We start from the raw sequence: 24738 nt of genomic DNA on the forward strand, positions 1-24738 counted from the left end.
TTTTATCCCCCTTTATTTTGCGGTTGTTCGGTTAGGAAAAGGTTACGGCAAGCCTTGCAGCCGCGACTTTATCCATCGGTATTTCAACCTTCTTTTTACGCGTTTTGATCGTCAGTTCAAGTTCTAGCTTCTCGGGCGTATATGATAACAGCAAACCTTCGAATGCTTTTTCTCCATCCATCGGTTCATATAGTTTCACGTATACATTCTTTCCGATGGACTTCTCAAAGTCCTTCTCTTTTTTGAGAGGGCGCTCTGCTCCCGGTGAGGAGACCTCCAGGAAATAATTGTGCTGGATCGGGTCGAGCTCATCCAGCTTCTCGCTGAGGCGTTCGCTGACGATTCCGCATTCCTCGATATCAACACCGCTGTCCTTATCGATAAAAATGCGAAGGAACCAGTTTGATCCCTCTTTCACGTACTCCATATCGATCAGTTCCAGAGAAAGGTCATCCAATATGGGTGTGACAAGTTCTTCTACAAGTGTTGTAATTTTACTCATACTTACCTCCTGGTCTATATGAAAAATCTTGCACCAAGACTATAAAAGATAGAAAAAATCTCCAAGTAATAACGAAAGAGTGGGGTGCGACCCCACTCTTCGACGTTAGAGCTATCCTTAGTATTTCCAATAAAAATATACCATAACCGATATTTTTATGCAAATAAAATTCCCTTACATCATGGTCAGAACAAGGACAGCTGGTTTTTCTCCGGCAGGGACTCCAGGCATCCGTGATTATCCAGATATTCGATGATGGTCTTGGATACCCGTCCCCTTTGCTGTAGATCCTCTTTGGAAAGGAATTCTCCATTTCCCCTCGCCTTTACGATATTGAGGGCGGCATTCGTCCCAAGACCCGGAATCGCATTGAATGGTGGGATGAGGGTATCGCCGTCGATGACGAATTCGGCGGCTTCCGAGCGGTATAGATCCACCTTCTGGAATTGGTAGCCCCTCTCACACATCTCAAGTGCAAGCTCAAGGACGGTGAGCGTGTTCTTTTCTTTTGGTGAGGCGTCCAGTCCTTTGGCATTGATCTCTTCGATCTTGGCCCTTACAGCTTGAGAGCCCCTCACCATGGCTTCGATGTCGAAGTCTTCAGCACGAACGGTGAAGTAGGCGGCATAATACAAAAGGGCATGGTGGACTTTAAAGTATGCAATCCTCACTGCCATCAGAACGTAGGCGGCAGCATGAGCTTTCGGGAACATGTACTTGATTTTCAGGCAGGAGTCGATATACCAATCCGGTACACCGTTATTCTTCATTTCATCCACCCATTCATCCTGAAGCCCTTTTCCTTTTCGGACGAACTCCATGATCTTGAATGCCAATGAGGGATCAAGACCCTGATAGATGAGGTAGACCATGATATCATCCCGGCATCCGATAACCTCACTCAGATTGCATATTTTATTATGGATCAATTCCTGTGCATTCCCAAGCCATACATCGGTCCCGTGGGAAAGACCGGAGATCTGCACAAGTTCAGAGAATGTTGTCGGCTTCGTATCCTCAAGCATCTGCCGGACGAATCTTGTTCCGAACTCTGGAATCCCCAGGGTACCCGTTTTACACATGATCTGCTCTTCGGTGACTCCGAGGGACTCCGTGCCGCTGAATATCTTCATGACTTCCGGATCATCCGTCGGGATCGTCTTAGGATCGATTCCCGATAAGTCCTGGAGCATCCTGATCACCGTCGGATCATCGTGTCCAAGGATATCGAGCTTGAGGAGATTATCATGGATGGAATGGAAATCGAAGTGAGTGGTGCGCCACTCCGAATCACTCGCATCCGCCGGGAACTGAATCGGTGAGAAATCATAGATATCCATATAATCCGGTACAACGATGATCCCCCCGGGATGCTGCCCGGTGGTCCGCTTCACGCCTGTACACCCGCTGACGAGGCGATCGACCTCTGCGCCGCGGATCTGCAGGTTGTTGTCTCCTGCGTACCCTTTGACATATCCATAGGCTGTTTTCTCGGCTACTGTACCGATCGTCCCGGCACGATAGACGTTGTCTTCCCCGAACAGCACCTTCGTGTAATCATGGGCTTTCGGCTGGTATTCCCCCGAGAAGTTCAAATCGATATCGGGAACCTTGTCCCCCTTGAATCCTAGGAATGTTTCAAACGGGATATCGTGGCCGTCTTTTTTGAATGGAATCGCACAATCCGGACAGTCCTTATTCGGCAGATCGAATCCCGAACCAACGGAACCGTCATCGAAGAACTCCGACTTCTTGCAGGACGGGCACACGTAGTGCGGAGGAAGTGGATTCACTTCTGTGATCTCCGTCATGGTGGCGACGAATGATGAGCCGACGGATCCACGGGACCCAACAAGATATCCATCCTCCAGTGACTTCTTAACGAGTTTGGCAGAAATGAGATAGATGACGGCGAATCCATGGCCGATGATGCTCTTCAGCTCTTTTTCAAGACGCGCTTCGACGATTTCAGGAAGGTCTTCCCCATAAATGCTTTTGGCCATCTCATAGCTCATGCGACGCATTTCCTCATCTGCCCCTTCGATTTTAGGGGTGAAAAGGTCGTCTTTGATCGGTTTGATGGAGTCGATCATGTCGGCGATTTTGTTTGAGTTTTCGACCACGATCTCCTCGGCCTTGTCTTTTCCGAGGAAGGAGAAGGCATCCAGCATCTCATTCGTCGTACGGAAATGGACATCGGGAAGTTCATGACGATTAAGCGGGTTCGCCCCACCTTGGGAACTCACGAGGATCTTCCGATAAATCTTGTCTGTTTCATTCAAATAATGCACGTTTCCTGTTGCCACAACGGGCTTATTGATCCGTTCTCCGAGATCGACGATATTCTTGATGATATCTTCCAGATTCTTCGTACTCTGCACGAGATCCAGTTCAATCAGATGCTGATAGACTTCTTTCGGATGAACCTCAAGGTAATCATAGAATTCAGCTGTTTCGAGCACTTCCTCGATGCCTTTTTGCATCATGCCTTCGAACACTTCCCCTTTATCGCAACCCGAACCAACCAGGATGCCGGCGCGATATTTTTGGAGCTGTGACCGTGGGATGCGGGGGACACGGAAGAAATAATGCATGTGGGAAATCGATACGAGCTTGAACAGATTCTTCAGCCCTTCTTCCGTCTGGGCAAGCAGGGTACAGTGGTAAGGTCTTGAACGCTTATAGGCGTCCCCTTTCCCCATATAATCATTGAACTGGTTATGATTCATGATCCCCTTCTCCGATGCATCCTTCAGCATTTTGAGAAGGAGATATCCAGTGGCTTCCGCATCATAGATCGCCCTGTGATGCTGGGTGAGCTCGACATCGAATTTCTTCGCCAGTGTATTCAAGCGGTGATTCTTGAATTGAGGATAAAGGAGCCTTGCCAGTTCCAGTGTATCGATGACCGGGTTTGACGCTTTGGGAAGGTCTGCTTTCTTGTATCCTGCATTCAGGAACCCCATATCGAACGATGCATTGTGGGCAACCAGGATATCATCTTCCACCCATGCATGGAATTCCTTCAGCACATCGTTGATTTCAGGGGCATTCCTCACCATATCATCAGTGATGCCAGTCAATTCGATGGTTGTAGCAGAAAGGGGGTGATGAGGATTAGCAAAGCGCTCGAACTTGTCGATCACTTCCCCGTCCCTGATCTTTACGGCAGCGAGTTCGATAATCGTATCATACACAGCGGAAAGACCTGTCGTTTCCACATCGAATACGATATACGTGCTGTCTTCGAGAATGCGGTCCCTATCGTTATAGGCGATGGGGACCCCGTCATCGACGAGGTTCGCCTCGATGCCGTACAGCACCTTGATATCATTCTTCTTGCTTGCACTGAACGCTTCCGGGAAGGATTGTGCCACGGCATGATCCGTAATGGCAACCGCCTTATGACCCCATTTCTTTGCTTGTGAAACTAGGGAACTGACGGACGATACTGCGTCCATTTGACTCATAGGGGTATGCATGTGGAGTTCTACCCTCTTCTTGTCTTCAGGTGCCGTATCGAGTCTCAGTACCGGTTTGATTTCATTGACATCGTTGGCGATCATGACCAGGTCGCGAACGAATGTGTCATTTTGGATGCTTCCCCTGCAGCGGACCCACATCCCCTTCTTCATCGTATTCATGATGGCTGCATCATCTTTATCTCGGGAGAACATCTTCACAAGGATCGAGCTTGAATAATCCGTCACCTTGAATGTGAGGAGGGTACGGCCGCTTCTCAGCTCACGCGTTTCGCAGTCGAATACATAGCCTTCGACGGCAATGCGCCTCTCCTCATCAAGGATGTCTTCAATCTTCCTGAACTCTGCGTCATCCTTGATCGATAAACCAAGCATGAAGGGCCCGCTCGGAATCCCTGCGGCTTCTTCCTTCTCAGCTTTCTCCATTTCAATGAGTGCCTGTTTGGCCCGCTCTTGATCTTCCTTGAGCTTTTCTTCAAGAAATTTCTCATAGTCACTGTTTTGAGATTCAGCCTGTCCTACCTCTGCATCCAGCATGAGGCGGGGAAATCCGAACTGTTCGAATGCCGAACAGATGATATCACTATATTTCTTCTTCAGCTGTGTCGCTTCTGTATCATTGGAAGCCTGCACGACGATTTTATTACCCTGTATCTTCGGCTTCTGCGTATTGAGGATCTTCAATAATGGCGGTGAAATGCCCTGCACTTCCTTGATGCATTCTGTCCAGTAATCAAGGATATGCTGTTCGGTTGCTTCCGTATTGAGGACCTTTACCGAAAATCCCACCTGGGCGATATGCTTGAACGAAGACCTGAGAGCATTTGAAAACTGGTTCATCACCTTGCAGGGAATGATCTGATCCAGCGCGAAATGAAAATGCCATTTTTTCTCTTTTCTATAAACGGATAATTTTTCAATTTCAGCATTGTTGAAGTACTGAACCACATCATCCCCGGTCATCCCTAGCTGGGATAGTAATACTTGAAATCGCTCTTTCTTGCTCAGGGATCTCTCTTCCATTTCTCTCACTCCCCCTTTAGTGCCTTTCTATATCCTCAGAGGAAAAGGGCCGACGGCAGAGGTACAACCACTGGAGTCAAGCCCTTCATCCCTTTAATTTGTTTCAGAAAGTTCTTGAAGTGTTTTCACTAATTCATCTTTATGAACTTCAAGCATATCACCTGTTTTCCTGACTTTCAATTCAATGATTCCTTCAGCGGCCTTCTTGCCGACCGTGATGCGGTACGGGAGGCCGATCAGATCGGAATCGGCGAATTTAACGCCCGGCCGCTCCGCACGGTCGTCCATCAGGACATCATATCGTGCGTATTTTAGCGTACCGTATAATTCTTCAGCCAGCTCTCTCTGGGCATCATCTTTCATATTGACCGGAATTACATGGGCATCAAATGGAGCTAGGTCCAGCGGCCATACAAGACCTCTGTCATCGTTGAACTGTTCAGCTACCGCCGCAACCGTCCTTGAAACCCCGATTCCATAACAACCCATGATAATGGACTGTGAACGTCCGTTTTCATCCAGATAGGTGCTTCCCATGCTGTCGGAATACTTTGTTCCGAGCTTGAAGACATGTCCTACTTCGATGCCCCTTGCAAATTGGATCGTTCCCTTACCATCCGGTGAAGGGTCTCCTTCTTGAATGAAGCGCAGATCTTCAAATGTGATGGCATCCACATCTCTTTCCACATTCACATTCAAGTAGTGGAATCCTGTTTCATTGGCACCCGCCGCACCATTGCGGACGTATTTCACGGCCTGATCGGCGATGATCTTCACTTCGGCAGGAAGAGAGAACGGACCTACGGAACCTACTTCGCTACCAAGTACGCTTACTGTTTCTTCAGCGGTGGCAAGCTCGACCTGATCAGCACCGAGAAGGTTCTTCAGTTTGATGTCATTGATTTCATGATCACCGCGCACCAGGACGAGTACATACCCTTCATCTGCTTTGAACAAAAGGCTTTTGATGCACTCTTTCGGTTGCTTATCAAACAACGCGCAAACGTCCTCGATGGTCTTCGTATCAGGCGTTGAAATCTTTTTGAGATCCAGCACGTCTTCATGTGAAAGCTCATACGTATCTGCGACTTCCGCCATTTCGATATTGGCAGCAAAATCCGATGTATCAGAATAAGCAATCGTGTCTTCACCGATTTCTGAAAGGACCATGAACTCATGGGTATCCTTGCCCCCCATGGCCCCTGAATCCGCGATAACGGCCCTGAAATCCAACCCACAGCGTGTGAAGATATTCGAATAGGCTTGGAAGAGTCGATCATAGGTTTCATCTAGACTTTCCTGTGAAGAGTGGAAGGAATAGGCATCTTTCATGATGAATTCCCTTCCACGCAGAAGGCCGAATCTCGGACGCTTCTCGTCACGGTATTTCGTTTGGATCTGATAGAGTGTCAGCGGCAATCGTTTATACGATTTTATTTCGTCCCTGATCAGGCTCGTGATCATTTCTTCATGGGTTGCTCCCAACGCGAACTCACGGTCATGGCGGTCGTTCATCCTCATCAGTTCAGGACCATAGGTCCCCCAGCGTCCAGATTCCTTCCATAGTTCGGAAGGCTGGAGGGCCGGCATCAACAGTTCTGCTGCACCCGCTGCTTCAAGCTCCTCACGGATGATCGCTTCTACCTTCTTCAGTACTTTCGTTCCGAGTGGCAGGTAGCTATAGATTCCACTCGCATTTTGCCTCATATATCCCGCGCGAAGGAGAAGCTGATGACTTTTGACCTCTGCATCGGCCGGAACTTCCCTCAAGGTTGGGATCAACGTTTGTGATTGTTTCATTCAGAGCACCTCAGTTACCATAATATTTTTATTGTTTATTTATATGTACCCGTTTTTCCCCGAGCAATGCAAGAGGCAGTATCACCCACTAGGATGAAACTGCCAAACATGCTAATTCTGTATAAAGAATCGTTGTATATCATTCCATGTGACGACGAGCATCAGGACCATCAGGAGGGCGAACCCTACAAAATGAACCATTCCTTCCATCTTGCGGTCCACCGGTTTTCCCCTCAGTGCTTCCACTGCGAAGAACAGGAGTCTTCCTCCGTCCAGGGCCGGGATCGGCAGGAGGTTCATGATGCCGAGGTTGATGCTAAGTATTGCTGCCCATCTCATCAGATCATAGATACCTGACTGTGCAACGACATCGGTGGATTGATAGATCCCAACCGGTCCACTTAAGGCATCAATGGAGAATTCACCCGTTACGAGCTTGCCTAAGAGAACGAAGATCAGTTTGCCCATTTCATAGGTTTGTTCTGCACTTGAAGATACGACCTTCAGCGGCGATTTTTCCATAGGATTGTGGACGCCGATCTTTCCGATCTCTTCTTGCCCTTCTACCTTCTGAGGCTCTGGCGTTACAGAGATATCCTGTGTCGCGCCTCCCCTTTCGACGGTGAAGACGAGTTCATCACCAGGGTGCTTCTGGATCACACCGACAATATCTTCCCACGTGGAGATTTCACTATCGTCGATGCTCAGGACCACATCCCCTTTTTGAAGGCCTGATCCCTTGGCTGCACCATCATCCGTCAGATCACCAAGGACGGGATCATTGGTCGGTACTCCTTGAAGGAACCCGACCAGAATGAAAATGAAGAAAGCCAGGATGAAGTTGAACAGTGGACCTGCAAAAATGGCCATCGCCCTCTTCGGCAGGGATTTCGATCCGAATTGGCGATCCCATGGCGCAATCAATGATTCTGTACCGTCTTCGACGATGACAGCGTTTCGTGCAATAGGGAATGTTTTCAATTCTTCTTCTTCATCTTCATACCCTTTGATGATGAGTTCCCTTTCAAGATCCGCCGTTTCCACCTCGATGACGCGGATGTTCGGATAGCGATCCTTATTGTTCAGAACGATCTTGGAAGCTTTCTCATCCTGATCAAATAGGAGACCGATGCGATGTCCCGCCTTCAGTTCGACCATTTCTGGATCTTCACCCGCCATTCGGACGAAACCTCCCAATGGAAGCAGGCGGATCGTATAGACGGTTTCATTCTTCTTGAATGAGAACACCTTCGGACCGAAACCGATGGCAAACTCGCGGCAGAGGATCCCTGCCCGCTTGGCAAAAATCAGATGCCCCAGTTCATGGAAAAAAACCAATGCCCCGAAGATCACGATAAAGGCTATGACTGTCTGCATGTAAATAACCACCTTTGTAACCTGTCAAACTGCACAGATTTAAATGTAAATGAAGGGTTGTACATAATCATCATACGTATCATCGCGGGAAAACATACCCTTTACACCCAGGAATCGACCAGCTTCCTCGTGTTACGGTCGATCTCATGGATCGTCCCGAGGTCCGGCCTTTGTATCGTGACGTGCCCGTTCAATGCCCGCTCGACGAGGTCGTCGATTTGTAGGAATGAGATGGCTCCTTTAAGGAAGAGTGCAACGGCTGCTTCATTGGCTGCATTCAGGACTGTCGGCATGCTGCCGCCTTCCCTGCCGGCTGCATAGGCAAATCCGAGGCATTTGAACCGGTCCGTATCCATTTCTTCAAAGTGAAGCTTCCCGATTTCCACCAAATCCAGTCTTTTCCCTTTAGGGTGAGGCATCCTGTCTGGATACGTGAGGGCATATTGGATCGGCACCCTCATATCAGGTGTTCCCAGCTGAGCCATGACCGAAGAATCGTGGAACTGTACCATGGAATGTATGATGCTTTCACGGTGAAGTACCACGCCAATCTGATCATAAGGCAAATCAAAGAGCCAGTGGGCTTCGATGACTTCAAGTCCTTTGTTCATCATGGTTGCCGAATCGATGGTGATTTTCGCCCCCATGGACCAGTTCGGATGATTCAGGGCATCGTCTACCGTCACGCCGACGAGTTCATCCCTTGATTTATCACGGAAGCTCCCTCCGGAAGCGGTAATGATAAGTTTTTCGATATTTTTCGGATTCTCCCCTTGAAGGGCCTGAAAGATCGCGGAGTGCTCGCTATCAACGGGAAGAAGCTGTACACCCTTCTTCCGAGCCGCTTCCATGACCAGGTGCCCTGCTGTTACGAGGGTCTCCTTGTTGGCGATGGCGATGGTCTTGCCCGCCTCGATGGCCTTCAAAGTCGGATGGAGGCCCACGCTACCGAGGACCGCGTTGACCAAGACGTCGGCTTCATGGAAGCACGCTGTCTCGATCAGACCATCCTCTCCATGGAGAACGGTGATATCACCGAATTCTGAGCGGAGCTTCTCTGCATCCTCTTTCAGTTGGACTGAGACGAGTGACGGCCTGAACTCACGGATGATGTCCCTTGTCTTTTCCATATTGCGGCCTGCCGATACAGCCGAAAGTAGGAACTCTTCGGGATGCTGCCGGATGACATCGAGTGTCTGGATCCCGATGGAACCGGTGGCCCCCATTAAACTAATACTCTTCAATGACTCCACTCCTTACAGATGTGTTGCTCTCTTTATCTTTATAATAGAAAATGCAGCAGTGGCAGTACGAATAACAGGCTGTCGAAACGATCGAGCATCCCCCCGTGTCCCGGAAGGAGCTTCCCGGAATCCTTGACGCCGTAATGCCTTTTAAGGGCAGATTCCACCAGATCCCCCATTTGACCGAATACGGAGAGTATCGCTGTGGTGATGATCAGCTTTGGCATCGAGATGCCGAGGTCGGTGAAAAATGTGATGATGATACCGACAATGACAGCCGAAATGATTCCGCCGATGAACCCTTCAATTGTTTTATTCGGAGAAATATGCGGCCAGAGTTTTTTCTTCCCCATGGCCCGTCCGATAAAGTAGGCTCCTGAATCCGTAGCCCAGATGATGAATAGGGCATAGAAGATGAGCTGTGCGCCATTCGACAGCATGCGGATCTCGATGAAATAGAAATATCCGATTCCTACATATAATAGACTTAATAAGTGAAAACCGACGTCGTCATAGGTGAAACGGTTCTTCGTGATCACCGTATAGACCAGCAATAACAAAACGGCGATGAACGCAAACTCCATTTTGGAGTATCCGAAGTCCGCAATGACATCGATGGTTTCATTCGGGATCAAAAAGATCCATAGGAGGGCAAGGGATAATAAACCTGGTATCGTCATGATCCCATGGCCTCTCATTTTAAGTGCTTCATAGAGACTGATGGATGCAATGGCATACATCAGGATGATGAATGGTATCTTACCAACCAAGATGATCGGCAAGAAGATCGCCGCTGCGACGACCGCTGTAATAATTCGCTGTTTCATTAGGACTCCTCGCTTTGTAACCCGCCGAATCTCCTTGAGCGGCCCTGATAGGCCTCAATGGCTTCCACAAGCTCTTCCTTGCCGAAGTCGGGCCACAATACATCTGTGAACCAGAATTCAGTATAAGCAAGCTGCCAAAGCATGAAATTACTCAAACGTATTTCTCCGCTTGTCCGTATGAGCAGATCGGGATCCTTGAGGTTCTTTGTCATTAAATAAGTGGAAAACACTTCTTCTGTCAATTGTTCTTCATCCAGTATTCCACTTCTTACATCATTTAAGACATGCTTCACACCGTCGAGGATTTCAGATCTGCTTCCATAGTTCAAAGCGAAGTTCAAGATAAGGCCGTCATTCTCTTTAGTCTCTTCGATTGCTTTCTGTACTGCCCGCTTGGTGTGCTCAGGGATGGCGTCTGTCGCACCCATCATCTTCACCTGTACGTTTTCCTCGATCAACTCCGGAAGGAATGTTCCAAGGAATTCTTCGGGAAGCTTCATCAGGAACTCCACTTCCATTTTCGGGCGCTTCCAGTTTTCTGTAGAGAAAGCATATAAAGTCAAGGTGCCCACGCCGAGCTCATTTGCCAGCCTGGTCACCTTCCTTACACATTTCATTCCTTCATGATGGCCGGCAACCCTGGGCATGGCCCTTTTCTTGGCCCATCTCCCGTTACCATCCATGATGATGGCGATATGTTCCGGGATCGGGTGATTCCTCAACTCCCTATACCGTTCATCATAGTCTTCTGAACCTTGCTGCCGCTTCCATTGCTTAAGCTTGTTTAGCATAAAAATCCTCCACCAACAATCCTAAAAATATTTACCTCTACTATCATAACAAAAATCACAAAAGATATCTCCATGAAATTCGATTATACCATTCCCTGCCAGTCCTGTTCAGACATTTTTCAGGGAAAAGATCCAAGGGATGCCGGTGGGTGTGCAATCAATATGTAGTGTAAAAAAGCCGACCAAGCGGGTTTCGCTTATAGGTCGGCGGTACTCGTTCATTATACTTCTAGCATTTCCTGCTCTTTATCTTTTGCGATTCCGTCAATCTTCACAATGCTCTCATCCGTTGCCTTCTGGACATCTTCTGAATAGCTGCGAAGATCATCTTCCGTGATCTCGCCCGCTTTTTCCTGTTTCTTCAGTTCTTCATTTGCATCACGGCGAATGTTACGGATGGCAACTTTCGCATCTTCTGCTTCTTTCTTCACACGTTTGACCAGTTCTTTACGACGCTCTTCAGTCAAAGCCGGAATGATGATGCGAAGGATATTCCCGTCGCTGTTCGGAGTGATACCGAGATCGGATTTGAGGATCGCTTTCTCGATGTCACCCAACGCTGTTTTATCATAAGGTTGGATGACAAGCATACGGGCTTCAGGAATCGAGATTCCCGCGAGTTGGTTCACAGGTGTAGGCGCACCGTAATAATCGACGGTGATCTTATCTAGTAGGGATGCGTTCGCGCGTCCCGCCCGGATTGTCGCCAGTTCACGTGAATACGTTTGGATTGCTTTAGACATTCTTTCCTTTGCGTTTGAAATGATTGCTTCTGCCATTATTCTTTCCCCCTTACGATTGTACCGATATTTTCGCCTGTTACGGCTTTTTTGATGTTTCCATCTTCCGTAATAGAGAATACAATAAGCGGTATATCATTGTCCATACATAGGGATGAAGCCGTTGAATCCATGACCGCCAAGCCCTCTTTCAACACATCAAGATAGGAAAGCTTGTCATATTTCACTGCATTGGCATCCTTCATCGGATCGGCAGAATAGACGCCATCCACATTGTTTTTCGCCATCAGGATGACTTCTGCTTCGATTTCTGCCGCACGAAGAGCCGCTGTGGTATCTGTTGAGAAGTAAGGGTTTCCGGTACCGGCTGCAAAGATGACTACCCTCTTCTTCTCCAGGTGGCGGATCGCTCTTCTCCTGATATATGGTTCGGCTACCTGACGCATATCGATGGAAGTCTGCACCCGCGTTTCGACACCGACCTGCTCCAGGCTGTCCTGAAGGGCCAATGAGTTCATGACGGTCGCCAGCATTCCCATATAGTCGGCTGATGCGCGGTCCATACCCATCTCACTGCCGATTTTCCCTCTCCAGATGTTTCCGCCGCCAACGACGACTGCGACTTCCACACCTAGTTCGGCAATTTCTTTTACATCTTCCGCCACGTTTTTGATCACGGACGGGTTGATGCCGAAGCCGTCTTCACCGGCTAAGGCTTCTCCACTTAATTTAAGCACGACACGTTTATATTTTGGAACGCTCATGGGAACCTCCGTATGTAAATAAGATTTTTCTTGAAAAATAGGGAACACACGATGTGTTCCCTACAGCGAATCGGTTGATTATTTCTTCACTTGGCTCATAACTTCTTCAGCGAAGTTTTCTTGACGTTTCTCAAGGCCTTCCCCTACTTCGTAACGAGTGAAGTCTGTAAGGGTAGCTTTGTGAGACTCAAGGAATTGACGTACTTTTTGATCTGGATTCTTAACGAATGGCTGGTCAAGGATGCAGATATCTTCGAAGTACTTGCTTAGGCGACCTTCCACCATTTTTTCAACGATGTTTTCAGGTTTGCCTTCGTTAAGCGCTTGTTGTTTAAGCACTTCACGCTCATGCGCTACTTCTTCAGCAGACACTTGATCACGTGAAACGTATTTAGGGTTAAGGGCTGCAGCATGCATAGCCACGTCTTTTGCTACAGCAGCATCAGTCGTGCCTTCAACTACAGCAAGAACAGCGATGCGTCCACCCATGTGTAGGTACTCACCGAACGCTGCATTGTCATCTTTAGTGCGGATTTCGAAGCGACGAAGAGTGATTTTCTCTCCGATTTTCGCGATTGCCGCATTGATGAATTCACTAACAACTGAACCGTTTTCCATTTTTTGTTCCATCGCTTCTTCAACAGTAGCAGGCTTTGTAGCCAATAGGTGAGAAGAAAGTTCTTTAACAAGGTTTTGGAAGTTTTCGTTTTTCGCAACGAAATCCGTTTCAGCATTCACTTCAAGGATGATTGCTGTGTTTCCTTCACTTGCGATGAACGTTGTACCTTCAGCTGCGATACGATCAGCTTTTTTAGCTGCTTTCGCGATTCCTTTTTCACGAAGGAAGTCGATTGCTTTCTCCATGTCTCCGCCAGTTTCTGTTAGCGCTTTTTTACAGTCCATCATTCCAGCGCCGGTTTTTTCACGAAGTTCTTTAACCATTTGTGCAGTGATTGCCATAGTAGGTTTCCTCCTTAGATTATCTATCGCAGGTTCCCCTGCTGTGAACTACCTGAAAAGATAGTCTGATTCCTCTTTAAAAAAAGGTGATAAGGGTAAGCCCTCTTATCACCTTTTCGTCATTACTCAGCTGCTACAGCTGCTTCTTCACCTTGTTTTGCTTCAAGGATGGCATCTGCCATTTTTCCTGTAAGAAGCTTAACCGCACGGATCGCGTCATCATTCGCAGGGATGACAACATCGATTTCATCCGGATCACAGTTTGTATCAACGATACCTACGATAGGGATGTTAAGCTTGCGTGCTTCCGCAACAGCGATACGCTCTTTACGAGGGTCGATGATGAATAGTGCATCAGGCAGTGTGTTCATATCTTTGATTCCGCCTAGGAATTTCACAAGACGTTCGTGTTCTTTTTTCAGTTGTACTACTTCTTTCTTAGGTAGTACTTCGAACGTACCGTCTTCTTCCATCTTTTCGATTTGTTTAAGACGTGAAATACGTTTTTGGATTGTTTCGAAGTTAGTAAGTGTTCCACCCAACCAACGTTGGTTGATGTAGTACATACCAGCGCGCTCTGCTTCATCTTTAACAGATTCTTGCGCTTGTTTTTTTGTTCCTACGAAAAGAACTTTACCGCCGTTACCAGCTAGTTCTTTCACGAAGTTGTAAGCTTCTTCAACCTTTTTAACGGTTTTTTGAAGGTCGATGATGTAGATGCCGTTACGCTCTGTGAAGATGTATCTCTTCATCTTAGGGTTCCAACGGCGAGTTTGGTGTCCGAAGTGTACACCAGCTTCAAGCAATTGTTTCATTGAAATGACTGACATGTGTGGTTCCTCCTAATGGTTTTTGTTTTTATCCTCCGTCTCCTTCATCTTGGGGCAGAAACTATTAAAAATAGCACCATCCACCTCAATCAGGAAACGTGTGTAATCACACCATGAATACTATAGCATACCTCTTTTATCCAATCAAGGGCTTGCCGCGATTTTTGAGGAAAATTATTCGATATTCTTGTTGAATTTCAGGAAAAGCTCTACTTCCGTCCTCCCAACACCAGCAGCTTTTGCGATTTCATCAATCGAAAAGCCCGCACGGTGCATACTCACCATATCAAGTTCCGCCATATCAGAATGATCGGACGGATCGATGGAAGGGTCGATTGCCGGTACCGACTGATAGGCTTCCATTGCTTTCATCCGAACCTTGGAAGGAGGTTCTGTCACCCGTTCCTCACCAGCAGTCTTTGTGAGTGATGAGAGAAAAGCATCATTCTCTTCCTTCAATTCTTCCATATAAGCAGACATCAGCTCCTCCATTTCTGCCACCCTTCTCTTTTGCTGGTTGTCAAGGGCCAGGAGGCGGTTCTGCCTTACATATAGCAGGATGATGGCAAATAGAGCGACGAGATTCAATAAAATGGATAGTACGATTGCGAACATCATTAATGGATCACCCTGTTATCTTTTCATATTTGAGCTCTAACGTTAGCTCAACAAGGAAAAACTGTCCCGGTTTCCTCCGGAACAGTCGTTCTATCATCCACTGTAATCGATTGCCTTTCCTTTAAACGGATGATGTCCTTCACGTTTCCCCTCTTCGTAACGGGGATCTTTCCCGCTGCGCGCCAAGGGAGCCTTCCCTTTCATGCGATTGACCGTGTGGCGTTCCTTATACGTTTTCTTTTCCATTCCGAGAGATGCGGCATGATTGACTGACTGACCGAGCTGCTGTGCTTGTTCTGTCATTTTACCCGCTTCGAATGTCCTCGGCAATGCCACCTGGAGTTCGATCGCCTTGAGAGTCACCTTATCATCCCCCTGCTTCAGGTTTCAGGAAATTCCTCAACTTGAAAATGGCCTTGGAGTGAATCTGCGAAATGCGCGATGTGGATAAATTCATAACATGACCAATTTCGGTCAAAGTCAGTTCTTCTTTATAAAACAAGCTTAGCACGAGCTGCTCTTTCTCTGAAAGTTTTAATATCATCTTTTCAAGCTCTTCCATGTTCTCTTGTTTGACGGTCGCTTCCTCCGGGGAAAAGACCCTTTCATCCTTAAGAGAAAAGGAGGAAGATTCACTTTCATCAGCAGAAAGCTGTTCATCCATGGAGAGGACATTGGCAAAGAAATGCTCATTGGCTGCCTGATAGACTTCATCCGTTGTCATTTCAAGCGATGCAGCGACTTCTTCCGGTGTCACGTGGCGTAATAGGGATTGTTCGAGCTCCAATGTCCTTGCTTCGATCTTTTTCGCCTTATCCCTTGTGGAGCGTGGAAGCCAGTCTTCTTTCCTGAGGCCGTCCAGGATGGCTCCCCTGACCCTGAAGGATGCATATGTATCAAACTTGAGATCTCTGCTGGGATCGAATTTTTGCAGTGCATCCAATAGGCCCATGAGACCGAGGCTTTTGATATCTTCTCTTGAAACGTTTTTCGGGAGGCCGACTGAAATTCGTTGAACATGATAGGAAACAAGGGGCATATACTTCTTCACGAGCATATCCCCTGCCTCTGTATCGCGATTGTGGATCCATCTATCCCAGTAGGGTTGTTCTTCGTTCCGATCCGGTTGTCGGGACATGTTACCCCTCCTTTCCAAGAGCTTGTCTTCGTCCTCACATTTCCTTTGTTCCTGCATACACCGTCCTCACATGCATCATTCCGGTTTCAGGGAAAAATTCAATGGTTCGTCCTTTATTACCCCCGAGGTCTTCAGCGATGATGCTGATATTCAGTTTGTGCAGCTGCTCCTTGACCGCTTCAACATTCCTCGGGCCTATCCGCATGATATCGCTCCCGGACGCCGCCTGGAACATCTGTGCGCCGCCTGCCATTTTGCATACGAGCCTCGACGTGTCCGCACCATGTCGATTCAAGAGGGCTACAAGACCCGGTATGGCCAGATCTGCATATTTGCCGGGGTTGATCGTTGCTTCTTTTGTAAAGGATGAGTCCGGTAGCATGACGTGGGCCATACCTGCCAATCGAAGCCGTCCATCATAGAGTACAAGCCCTACACAAGACCCAAGACCCGTCGTCCGGATCGAGCCTTCATCCCTGACGAGCTTCATGTCAGCAATCCCTACTTTGACAACCGAATCCGTCCCCATCATTCGTCCACTCCCAAGGAATTGAACACGATGGAGAATGACTCGGGATCAAGAATAAGGTAGAAGTTTCCTTTGACGCCCTGTGTACCCTCTTCATTGAGGGCGGTATCGATGACAAGGGCGTGATCACCGACTTTGGATATCTCGAGAAGACCGTAACCGACCATCGCCCCTGCCATGTCGACCGAAACGGCAGGTACGGAAGATTGGATCGATAATCCCGTGAAGTCGGATAGAGAAGAGAGATAGGCACCAGATACGATGTTGCCAAGCTCCTGGATGGCAGATAGGGCGATATCTTCGTAGGGTGGTTCCTGGAATGTGTGGGATGGATCTTTCAGCATGATCTGAACATAGCGGGTGGCCTGTTCCAGGGGAAGCAGGAAGAACATGTTACCCGTTACCTCCCCCTGGATCCTTAGAAAGATTCCGACTACAATCGTTTCGGCACCTCCTGCAAGCTCCGTCATCTCATCAAAAGAAACCATGTCGACCGCTGGCACCTTCATATCAATCTTCTTATCTAGCAGGAACGAGAGGGATGTTGCTGCGTGGCCAGCCCCGATGTTCCCTATCTCTTTCAATACATCCAGATGCCCTGTTGTAATATGGTGATATTCCATTTCAGAGCGCCTGAAGGACCTTATCCAAGTGAAGTAGTATCAAGAGCCTCTTATCCAATTTCACCACGCCGGCCACATAATCTGCTTCCTGGACACCTGCCACATCTGGAGAATCCTCGATATCTTCTGTGCGAACATCAAGGACATCGTTTGCAGCATCGACAATGAGCCCGACCTCCTTATCATCGAGAATCACCATGATGACGCGCGTATGTTCCGTATCCTGAATGGACGACAATCCGAAGCGCACACGCAGATCGACGATGGGTGTCACTACACCCCTGAGATTGATGACTCCCTTTACGTAGCCAGGTGTTTTCGGTACCCGGGTGATGTGCTCCAATTTTTCAATGGAGCGGACATTTTCCACTTCCAATGCATATTCCTTATCATGAAGCTGAAACACGATCAGTTTGGTTTGTTCTGTCATGACATCGGTCATAGAGCCGACCTCCTTAATTGATTAATGCGTTGCAATCGATAATCAAAGCCACTTGCCCATCTCCGAGAATCGTAGCTCCGGAAATGGCAAAGATATCGTTGAGATAATGACCGAGTGATTTCAGTACGACCTCCTGCTGTCCGATGAATGAATCGACCACCAACGCAGCCGTCTTCTCTCCCTTGCGCACGAGAACGATGGAATATTGATCAGCTTCATCCTCTTCAGAAGGGACTTCGAACACTTCTTCGAGGAATAGGAGCGGAACGACCTTGCCCCTGAAGTCGATGACTTTTTGATTGTGCGCATGGAGGACATCTTCTTTTTTGATGATGGCCGTTTCGATTATGGATGATAGTGGAATGGCATACTTTTCAGACTTCACATCGACGAGCATAACGGCGATGATTGACAGGGTAAGAGGCAGCTGGATCGAAAATTTTGATCCCTCTCCATCAGTTGAATCAATCGTGATGGAACCTCCAAGTGATTCGATCGTAGATCTTACAACATCCAAGCCCACTCCACGTCCGGAAATATCCGATAGTTTTTCCGCAGTTGAGAATCCAGACGATAGGATCAGCTCATAAACTTGACGGTCAGAAAGCGTCAGTGCCTGATCAGAGGAGACAATGCCTTTATCGATCGCTTTTTGCAGGACTCTCTCTTTATTGATTCCAGCCCCATCATCTTCCAGTTCAATGAACACATGGTTTCCGCTGTGATAGGCTTTCAGTTTGACTGTTCCGAAAGGCTCTTTCCCGTGTTTCGTTCTGACTTCCGGGGTCTCGATTCCGTGATCAATGGCATTCCGGATCAAGTGGACGAGTGGATCGCCGATTTCATCGATCACCGTGCGATCGAGCTCCGTCTCTGCTCCTTCGATGTCCAGTTCGATCTGTTTGTCAAGGTCCTTGGCGAGCTGACGTACCATTCGGGGGAACCGGTTGAATACGGTCTCCACCGGAACCATCCTCATGTTCAGGATGATGGATTGCAAGTCGCCGGAGATCCTCGTCATCCGTTCAACCGTTTCATTCAGTTCAGGATTATCGAATTGTTTGGAGATTTCCTCAAGCCTTCCACGGTCGATGACCAGTTCTTCGAAGAGATTCATGAGGATATCGAGCCTGTCGATGTTGACTCTGATCGTCTTTGAGGAAGGTGCTGCCTTCTTCACGTTTTCTGCACTCTCTTCCTTTGAATGGGGATCCGGCTCGCCTGAAAGATCCTGCTGGATTTTCTCTGTAACAGGTTTCACGATGTTTTCTTCAGCGCTTCGGAAACTTCCCGATTCGATAGGAGAAATGCTCACCCGCTCGATTTCGGACACCTTTTCAACTTTCCCGACAATGCTTTCGGGTGTTTCCATCGTGAGGATCGAGACCGTGAAATCCCGATCGAACCGCTCTTCTTCAAGCTGATCCACCGGAGGATCCGACTTGATCACTTCCCCGTCTTTCTCAAGGACCTCGAATACCATATATACACGGGCAGCCTTCAGAAGGCAGTCCTCCCGAAGGGACACCGAGATTTCATAGCATTTAAAACCTTGTTCGATCGCTTCCTCGATCACTGTCTGTTCATATGCTTCATATGTAAGTCGTGCGGCAAGGGCTGTTGCTGTTGCCGCCACTTCCTGTTTTGCTGCAGTCACAGGGGTTTCACCACTCTCGATCTCCTGCAATAAACGGACCACATTGGAGACATCCCGCTTGCCATCTCCGCCGTCGGCAATGGAAAACACCATTGCTTCCAGATCGTCCACGGCCTGAAATACAACATCCAATAACCCGGGTGTCACTGCGAGCACACCGTTTCTGATCCCGTCCAGAACGTTTTCCATCTTATGAGTGAGATTCGCTAGATCATCGTACCCCATCGTTGCCGCCATTCCCTTTAGTGTATGAGCTGCACGGAAGATCTCATTGACAATTGAAAGATCGTTCGGATGCTTCTCCAGTGCCAGCAATTGTTCGTTGCATGCTTGAAGATTTTCTTTGCTTTCTTCTATAAATATTTCCAGGTATTGACTCATCTCCATCAGCTTTACACTCCCTTACCTCAAATAATTCAGGATGGAATGAGAAATCTCTCCCAGTTCCACCGATTGATCCACATACCCACCTGCCACGGCAGCCTTAGGCATTCCATACACGATACAGGTTTCTTCCGCTTCGGCGATGACCCTTGCCCTCCCCAATCTTTTCAAGGAGGCAAGTCCTTTCGTTCCATCAGAACCCATGCCCGTCATAATGACCGCAATGGTGTTCTGATGGCCAAGGGCGCCAATGGATCCAAATAATACATCAACGGAAGGCCGGTGCCCGTTAACAGGCTCTCCCCCATCAAGCTGAGCAAAAAGGGCGTCCCCCTTGGAAACGATTTTGAGATGTTGCCCGCCCGGGGCGATATATGCCGTCCCTTTTTTCAGCTTCTCCCCTTGCTCTGCTTCCTTAATGGTGATGTCACTCAGGCCGTCAAGCCTTGTAGCAAGCGACTTCGTGAATCCCGGGGGCATATGCTGCACGATGACGATTGGAGCCGGGATGGCACGCGGCAGTTCCCCAAGGACCTTTTGGAGAGCCCGCGGTCCCCCCGTAGAGGTCCCGATGGCAATCAGGGCGTTTTTGGCAGACAGCCCTTTAATCTTCGACCCTTCAACGAGACTGACACGACTCTTCTCTGGCACCAATTTCCCCATATTCACCTTGCTCGCTTCAATGACCTTACTGACTATATCGGATTGCACTTTATACAAATCAAGGGAAATCGTGCCCGAAGGCTTGGCAAGAAAATCCACTGCCCCGATGCTCATGGCTTTCACCGTTTCATCCGCGCCTTCTCTCGTCGTCGAAGAGAGCATCACGACGGGGACAGGGTGTTCATCCATGATGACCTTGAGTGCTTCCAGCCCGTTCATGACGGGCATCTCGATATCCAATGTCACGACATCAGGCCGCAGCCTTTTGATTTTCTTGATGGCATCCTCCCCGTTGCGGGCGGTACCGATGACTTCAATCGAACTTTCGGACCGGAGATAGTCGCTGATGAGCTTCCTCATGAACGCAGAATCATCCACCACCAACACATTAATCAACAGCATCCACCCCTTTGAAAAACTTTCGGATTCCTTCTATAAAAGAAGACTTCTTCACCTGTGCACCCTCCGGGATCAGGCCATCGAGCACATCCATGAGACTTTTCGATACGGCGGAAGAAGGATATCCGATGACCAGGGGCACCTGATTGACCACGGCTTTTCGTACAGTCGGATCCTCAGGTAGGAATCCGAGGACGGACACTTCCTTCAAGAGAAACTTTCCGACTGTATGTTTAAGCCGGAGCAGTGTTTCCCTTCCTTCTCTTTTCGTAGCGGCGCGATTGCATATAATCGAAATCTCCTTCGATCGGTCTTTTAGGAAAATATACTTCATCATGGAATATACATCGGTCATGGCCGTTGGCTCAGGTGTGGTCACGGCAATGATTTCATCGACAGACAGCAGGAATTCGATGGTCGCACTCGAAGCCCCTGCACCCATATCGAATAAAATATAATCATAATGCCGCATGAGCTCTTTCAGCCCTTCGAAGAATCGTTCCATCCGTTCACCGTGCCATTCCACCAGGTCTTTCAATCCATTGCCCCCGGAGATATAGGAGATACCGTGGACGTCTTTACATACCACATCATGAATCGTCTTATGTCCACCGTCTATATAATCCATCACGGAGTACTTCCTGTGGCTCCCCAGGAGAAGATGCACATTTCCCATGCCGATATCCATATCGAATAGAAGGACCCGATCCCCTCTTTTCGCCATCAGGATGGCCAGGTTCGTCGTGATATTCGACTTCCCGACTCCACCCTTGCCGCTCACGACGGCAAAGGTCCTCGCACTCTCATTCATCCTTTGTCTGAGTTTATGTGCCTGATCATTCATGGACGGATCCCTTTCATCAGCAGCCGGGCAATATCCTTGGCCAAGAGTGGCTCAATGTCTTCAGGAACATCCTGACCTATCGTCACATATGCGGCACCGATCCCTGTCTCAAGGATAAGGTTGAAGATCGCCCCCACACTCGATGTTTCATCCAGTTTGGTAAATATGAAGCGGTCGATCTTCATAGACGAGAACGCTGTGGCGATCTCCCTCATATCTTCTTCCTTACTGGTGAGGGAGAGAACGAGGTATGATTCCATATCGGTACTGTAGTCAATCAGGTTATGAAGTTCCGTCACATAATGTTCTTCCCGGTAGTTCCGGCCGGCTGTATCGATGAAGATATGATCGCAGTCCCGGAATTTCTCAATGGCAGCCCTGTAATCATCTGCCTTATAGATCACTTCAACCGGAACATTCAGCAGTGACGCATAGGTTTTCAACTGTTCGATGGCAGCGATCCGGTAAGTATCCGTCGTCAGGAAAGCGACTTTCTTTCTTTTCTCGATCACGGCTTCTGCAGCCAGTTTCGCAATGGTCGTGGTCTTTCCAACGCCGGTCGGTCCCATGAGATTGATATATTTATGTGTGAAGGTCATACCCCCCATTGGAACAGTCTCCAACCGCTCGATTAGAAAAACTTCTGTGCTTTCGATATAGGTTTCTTCAGGAAGTCGCTGAAGCCGGTTCCCGAGTTCCAATAGGTATTCTTCCTTCATCCCCTGTTTTTTTAAGGAATCCAGGATGTCCGATACGGGAGAAGGGAAATGGTCCGTCATCGATGAAGACAATGCTGCGATCATGCCTTTCAGTTCACCGAGCTGCTGATTGATGACCGGATTGGGCGTGAGATCCTGGACTCGTTCCATTTTCACGTGATCCTCCGCCTCCGTGTGATCGGGGTCGAGAGCAGCAATGACCTCCACTCCTCTTTTCTTGAATAAGCCGAGGATGCCTCCTGATTGGATCTGTTTCGAATGAAGGATCACTGCATCTGATCCAAGATCCTTTCGAACCTTCGCCATGGCATCATTCATTGAATCGGCTCTGTATTTTTTGACCATCATGAGATATTCACCACCCCTAGACTTTGTACTTCGACGTTTGCTTCGAGTTCATTATACGAAAGGATCGGAACGTGCGGGAAGTAGCGCTCGGTCATTTGTCTGACGTACATGCGGACAGCGGGGGAACAGAGAATGACCGGTGATTCTTCCATGAGGGAAACCTGTTCGACCTGCGATGCCACACTTTCAAGAATCTCTTGTGAATCACCGGGATCAAGGGACAGGAAGTTTCCATGCTCGGTCTGCTGAATACTGTCGGCAATTTTCTTTTCGACCTTTCCTGAAACCGTCACAACCTTAAGCATGGCATCACCGCCTGCGTACTGGCTTGTGATCTGTCTTGCAAGGGCTTGTCTTACGTACTCTGCCAACAGGTCGGTATCGGAACTCATTTTCCCGTAATCGGCGAGGGTCTCGAAGATCACCGGTAGATTCCTGATTGAGACATGTTCCTTCAATAATTTCGCCAGCACTTTTTGTATCTCACCTATGGAAAGTGGATTCGGTGTTACTTCCTCCACAAGAATCGGATATGATTCCTTCAGATGGTCGATCAGCTGCTTCGTTTCCTGGCGTCCAAGAAGATCATGTGCGTTCGTCTTGATGATTTCCGTTAAATGCGTGGAAACGACGGAAGGCGGGTCGACCACCGTATAGCCGAAGATTTCGGCCTGTTCCTTCATTTCCTCTGAGATCCATTTGGCCGGGAGTCCGAATGACGGTTCAATCGTATCGATTCCTTCAACTGACCCATCATCGATCCCTGGACTCATGGCGAGATAGTGATCGAGAAGAAGTTCACCCTTCGCCATTTCATTTCCTTTGATCTTCAGACGGTACTCGTTCGGCTGAAGCTGGATATTATCCCTGATCCTCACAACCGGGATCACGAGGCCCATTTCGATGGCAAGCTGCCTCCTGATCATAACGATGCGGTCAAGGAGGTCCCCTCCTTGATTGGAGTCTGCAAGGGGAATGAGCCCATACCCGAATTCGAATTCAATTGGATCTACATTCAACAGGTTCACGACACTTTCGGGACTCTTCATTTCTTCATGTTCCATCTCTTCTTCGAGCTCCATCTGGTCGGATTCATCCTCCTTTGGCGTTCTCGAGACCATGTAGCCGCCAAGTGCAAGGGCGGCTGCGATTGGCACAGTAACGAGGAATGAGATCGGTGTAAACACACCGAGTAAAAAGATCGTTGATGCAGCCACATATAGCATGACAGGATAAGCTAGGAGCTGATTCATGATATCCTGCCCGAGGTTCCCTTCTGAGGCAGCACGTGTGACAACGATCCCTGTTGCCGTTGAAATCAATAGGGCCGGGATCTGACTTACAATTCCATCACCGACTGTCAGCAGCGAAAATTTCGTTGCGGCATCAGCAATGGGAAGTCCCTGCTGGGTCATTCCGATGATGATCCCCATGATCAGATTGATCATGACGATGACGATTCCGGCAATGGCATCCCCTTTGACGAACTTGGATGCCCCGTCCATGGCTCCGTAAAAGTCTGCCTCTCTTCCGACTTTTTCACGCCGTATTCGGGCATCTTGTTCGGAAATCATACCGGCATTCAGATCGGCATCGATGCTCATCTGTTTCCCCGGCATCGCATCGAGGGTGAAACGGGCAGCCACTTCGGACACACGCTCTGACCCCTTCGTGATCACGATGAACTGAATCACGATCAAGATGACGAATACCACGAGCCCCACCAGGACATTTCCTCCGACTACAAACGTTCCAAATGTTTCCACAACGCCTCCTGCTTCCCCTTTACTAAGGATCGACCTCGTTGTGGAAACATTTAGACCTAGTCTGAATAGCGTCAGAAGCAACAGAAGCGACGGGAATATCGAGAATTGCAATGGTTCATTCATATTCATGGAGATCAGGAGCACAAGGAGGGCAAGTGAAATATTGATGATGATCAATACGCTCAGCAGCCACCCCGGAAATGGGATGATCAGCATGGCGACGATCAAGATGACACTTGCTAAAACGGATAGATCTCTTGCTGGCATA

The 24738-nt window shown here is 48.4% G+C and carries 22 protein-coding genes; all 22 read right to left on the bottom strand.

From position 1 onward, the window contains the following. Positions 1-31: 31 nt before the first annotated feature. Positions 32-502, bottom strand: a complete 471-nt coding sequence (rimP, locus tag AF331_RS06315; RefSeq protein WP_048004018.1) for a ribosome maturation factor RimP — start codon at positions 500-502, stop codon at positions 32-34. A 185-nt stretch (positions 503-687) separates the two neighbouring features. Further along, a complete protein-coding gene (locus tag AF331_RS06320; RefSeq protein WP_053427266.1) occupies positions 688-5007 on the bottom strand; it encodes a PolC-type DNA polymerase III in 4320 nt (1439 codons plus the stop codon). 93 nt (positions 5008-5100) lie between these two features. Continuing rightward, positions 5101-6807 (bottom strand): proline--tRNA ligase, encoded by a 1707-nt coding sequence (locus AF331_RS06325; protein ID WP_053427267.1) that lies wholly within the window; start codon positions 6805-6807, stop codon positions 5101-5103. 111 nt (positions 6808-6918) lie between these two features. Continuing rightward, entirely contained in the window at positions 6919-8184 is a 1266-nt protein-coding gene (gene rseP / locus AF331_RS06330) for an RIP metalloprotease RseP (RefSeq protein WP_053427268.1), read from the bottom strand. A 101-nt stretch (positions 8185-8285) separates the two neighbouring features. After that, positions 8286-9428: a 1-deoxy-D-xylulose-5-phosphate reductoisomerase gene (locus tag AF331_RS06335; RefSeq protein ID WP_053427269.1), complete on the bottom strand. Its 1143-nt coding sequence runs from the start codon at positions 9426-9428 to the stop codon at positions 8286-8288. A gap of 38 nt (positions 9429-9466) precedes the next feature. Further along, complete coding sequence (locus AF331_RS06340; RefSeq protein WP_053427270.1) at positions 9467-10255, bottom strand: phosphatidate cytidylyltransferase; 789 nt, start codon at positions 10253-10255, stop codon at positions 9467-9469. Further along, complete coding sequence (locus tag AF331_RS06345) at positions 10255-11046, bottom strand: isoprenyl transferase (protein WP_053427271.1); 792 nt, start codon at positions 11044-11046, stop codon at positions 10255-10257. The genes AF331_RS06340 and AF331_RS06345 overlap by 1 nt, the downstream gene beginning before the upstream one ends. A gap of 221 nt (positions 11047-11267) precedes the next feature. Beyond that, positions 11268-11825, bottom strand: a complete 558-nt coding sequence (gene frr, locus AF331_RS06350; RefSeq protein WP_053427272.1) for a ribosome recycling factor — start codon at positions 11823-11825, stop codon at positions 11268-11270. Next, a complete protein-coding gene (gene pyrH / locus AF331_RS06355) occupies positions 11825-12550 on the bottom strand; it encodes a UMP kinase (RefSeq protein WP_053427273.1) in 726 nt (241 codons plus the stop codon). The genes frr and pyrH overlap by 1 nt, the downstream gene beginning before the upstream one ends. A gap of 78 nt (positions 12551-12628) precedes the next feature. Continuing rightward, a complete protein-coding gene (gene tsf, locus AF331_RS06360) occupies positions 12629-13510 on the bottom strand; it encodes a translation elongation factor Ts (RefSeq protein ID WP_053427274.1) in 882 nt (293 codons plus the stop codon). A gap of 122 nt (positions 13511-13632) precedes the next feature. Next, complete coding sequence (gene rpsB, locus AF331_RS06365; protein ID WP_048004028.1) at positions 13633-14340, bottom strand: 30S ribosomal protein S2; 708 nt, start codon at positions 14338-14340, stop codon at positions 13633-13635. A 174-nt stretch (positions 14341-14514) separates the two neighbouring features. Next, on the bottom strand, positions 14515-14958 hold the full coding sequence (locus tag AF331_RS06370) for a hypothetical protein (protein WP_053427275.1): 444 nt from the start codon (positions 14956-14958) through the stop codon (positions 14515-14517). A gap of 93 nt (positions 14959-15051) precedes the next feature. After that, a complete protein-coding gene (locus AF331_RS06375) occupies positions 15052-15321 on the bottom strand; it encodes a hypothetical protein (RefSeq protein ID WP_053427276.1) in 270 nt (89 codons plus the stop codon). A 4-nt stretch (positions 15322-15325) separates the two neighbouring features. Beyond that, entirely contained in the window at positions 15326-16096 is a 771-nt protein-coding gene (locus AF331_RS06380) for a FliA/WhiG family RNA polymerase sigma factor (protein WP_053427277.1), read from the bottom strand. A gap of 34 nt (positions 16097-16130) precedes the next feature. After that, positions 16131-16628 (bottom strand): chemotaxis protein CheD, encoded by a 498-nt coding sequence (locus AF331_RS06385; protein WP_053427278.1) that lies wholly within the window; start codon positions 16626-16628, stop codon positions 16131-16133. Further along, on the bottom strand, positions 16625-17248 hold the full coding sequence (locus AF331_RS06390; RefSeq protein ID WP_053427279.1) for a chemotaxis protein CheC: 624 nt from the start codon (positions 17246-17248) through the stop codon (positions 16625-16627). Before AF331_RS06390 ends, AF331_RS06385 begins: the two co-directional genes overlap by 4 nt. Position 17249: 1 nt before the next feature. Further along, entirely contained in the window at positions 17250-17690 is a 441-nt protein-coding gene (locus AF331_RS06395) for a chemotaxis protein CheW (protein WP_053427280.1), read from the bottom strand. 13 nt (positions 17691-17703) lie between these two features. Further along, positions 17704-19734: a chemotaxis protein CheA gene (locus tag AF331_RS06400; RefSeq protein WP_053427281.1), complete on the bottom strand. Its 2031-nt coding sequence runs from the start codon at positions 19732-19734 to the stop codon at positions 17704-17706. 15 nt (positions 19735-19749) lie between these two features. Beyond that, positions 19750-20796 carry a protein-glutamate methylesterase/protein-glutamine glutaminase gene (locus tag AF331_RS06405; protein ID WP_053427282.1) on the bottom strand — a complete coding sequence of 349 codons (1047 nt, stop codon included), beginning with the start codon at positions 20794-20796 and terminating at the stop codon, positions 19750-19752. Continuing rightward, positions 20783-21637 carry a MinD/ParA family protein gene (locus AF331_RS06410; RefSeq protein ID WP_053427283.1) on the bottom strand — a complete coding sequence of 285 codons (855 nt, stop codon included), beginning with the start codon at positions 21635-21637 and terminating at the stop codon, positions 20783-20785. Before AF331_RS06410 ends, AF331_RS06405 begins: the two co-directional genes overlap by 14 nt. Then, a complete protein-coding gene (gene flhF / locus AF331_RS06415; protein WP_053427284.1) occupies positions 21634-22704 on the bottom strand; it encodes a flagellar biosynthesis protein FlhF in 1071 nt (356 codons plus the stop codon). The genes AF331_RS06410 and flhF overlap by 4 nt, the downstream gene beginning before the upstream one ends. Beyond that, positions 22701-24737, bottom strand: a complete 2037-nt coding sequence (gene flhA, locus AF331_RS06420; protein WP_053427285.1) for a flagellar biosynthesis protein FlhA — start codon at positions 24735-24737, stop codon at positions 22701-22703. The genes flhF and flhA overlap by 4 nt, the downstream gene beginning before the upstream one ends. Between the last annotated feature and the right edge of the window lies 1 nt (position 24738).

This window comes from Rossellomorea marisflavi, from assembly GCF_001274775.1.
Taxonomy (GTDB): Bacteria; Bacillota; Bacilli; order Bacillales; family Bacillaceae_B; genus Rossellomorea; species Rossellomorea marisflavi.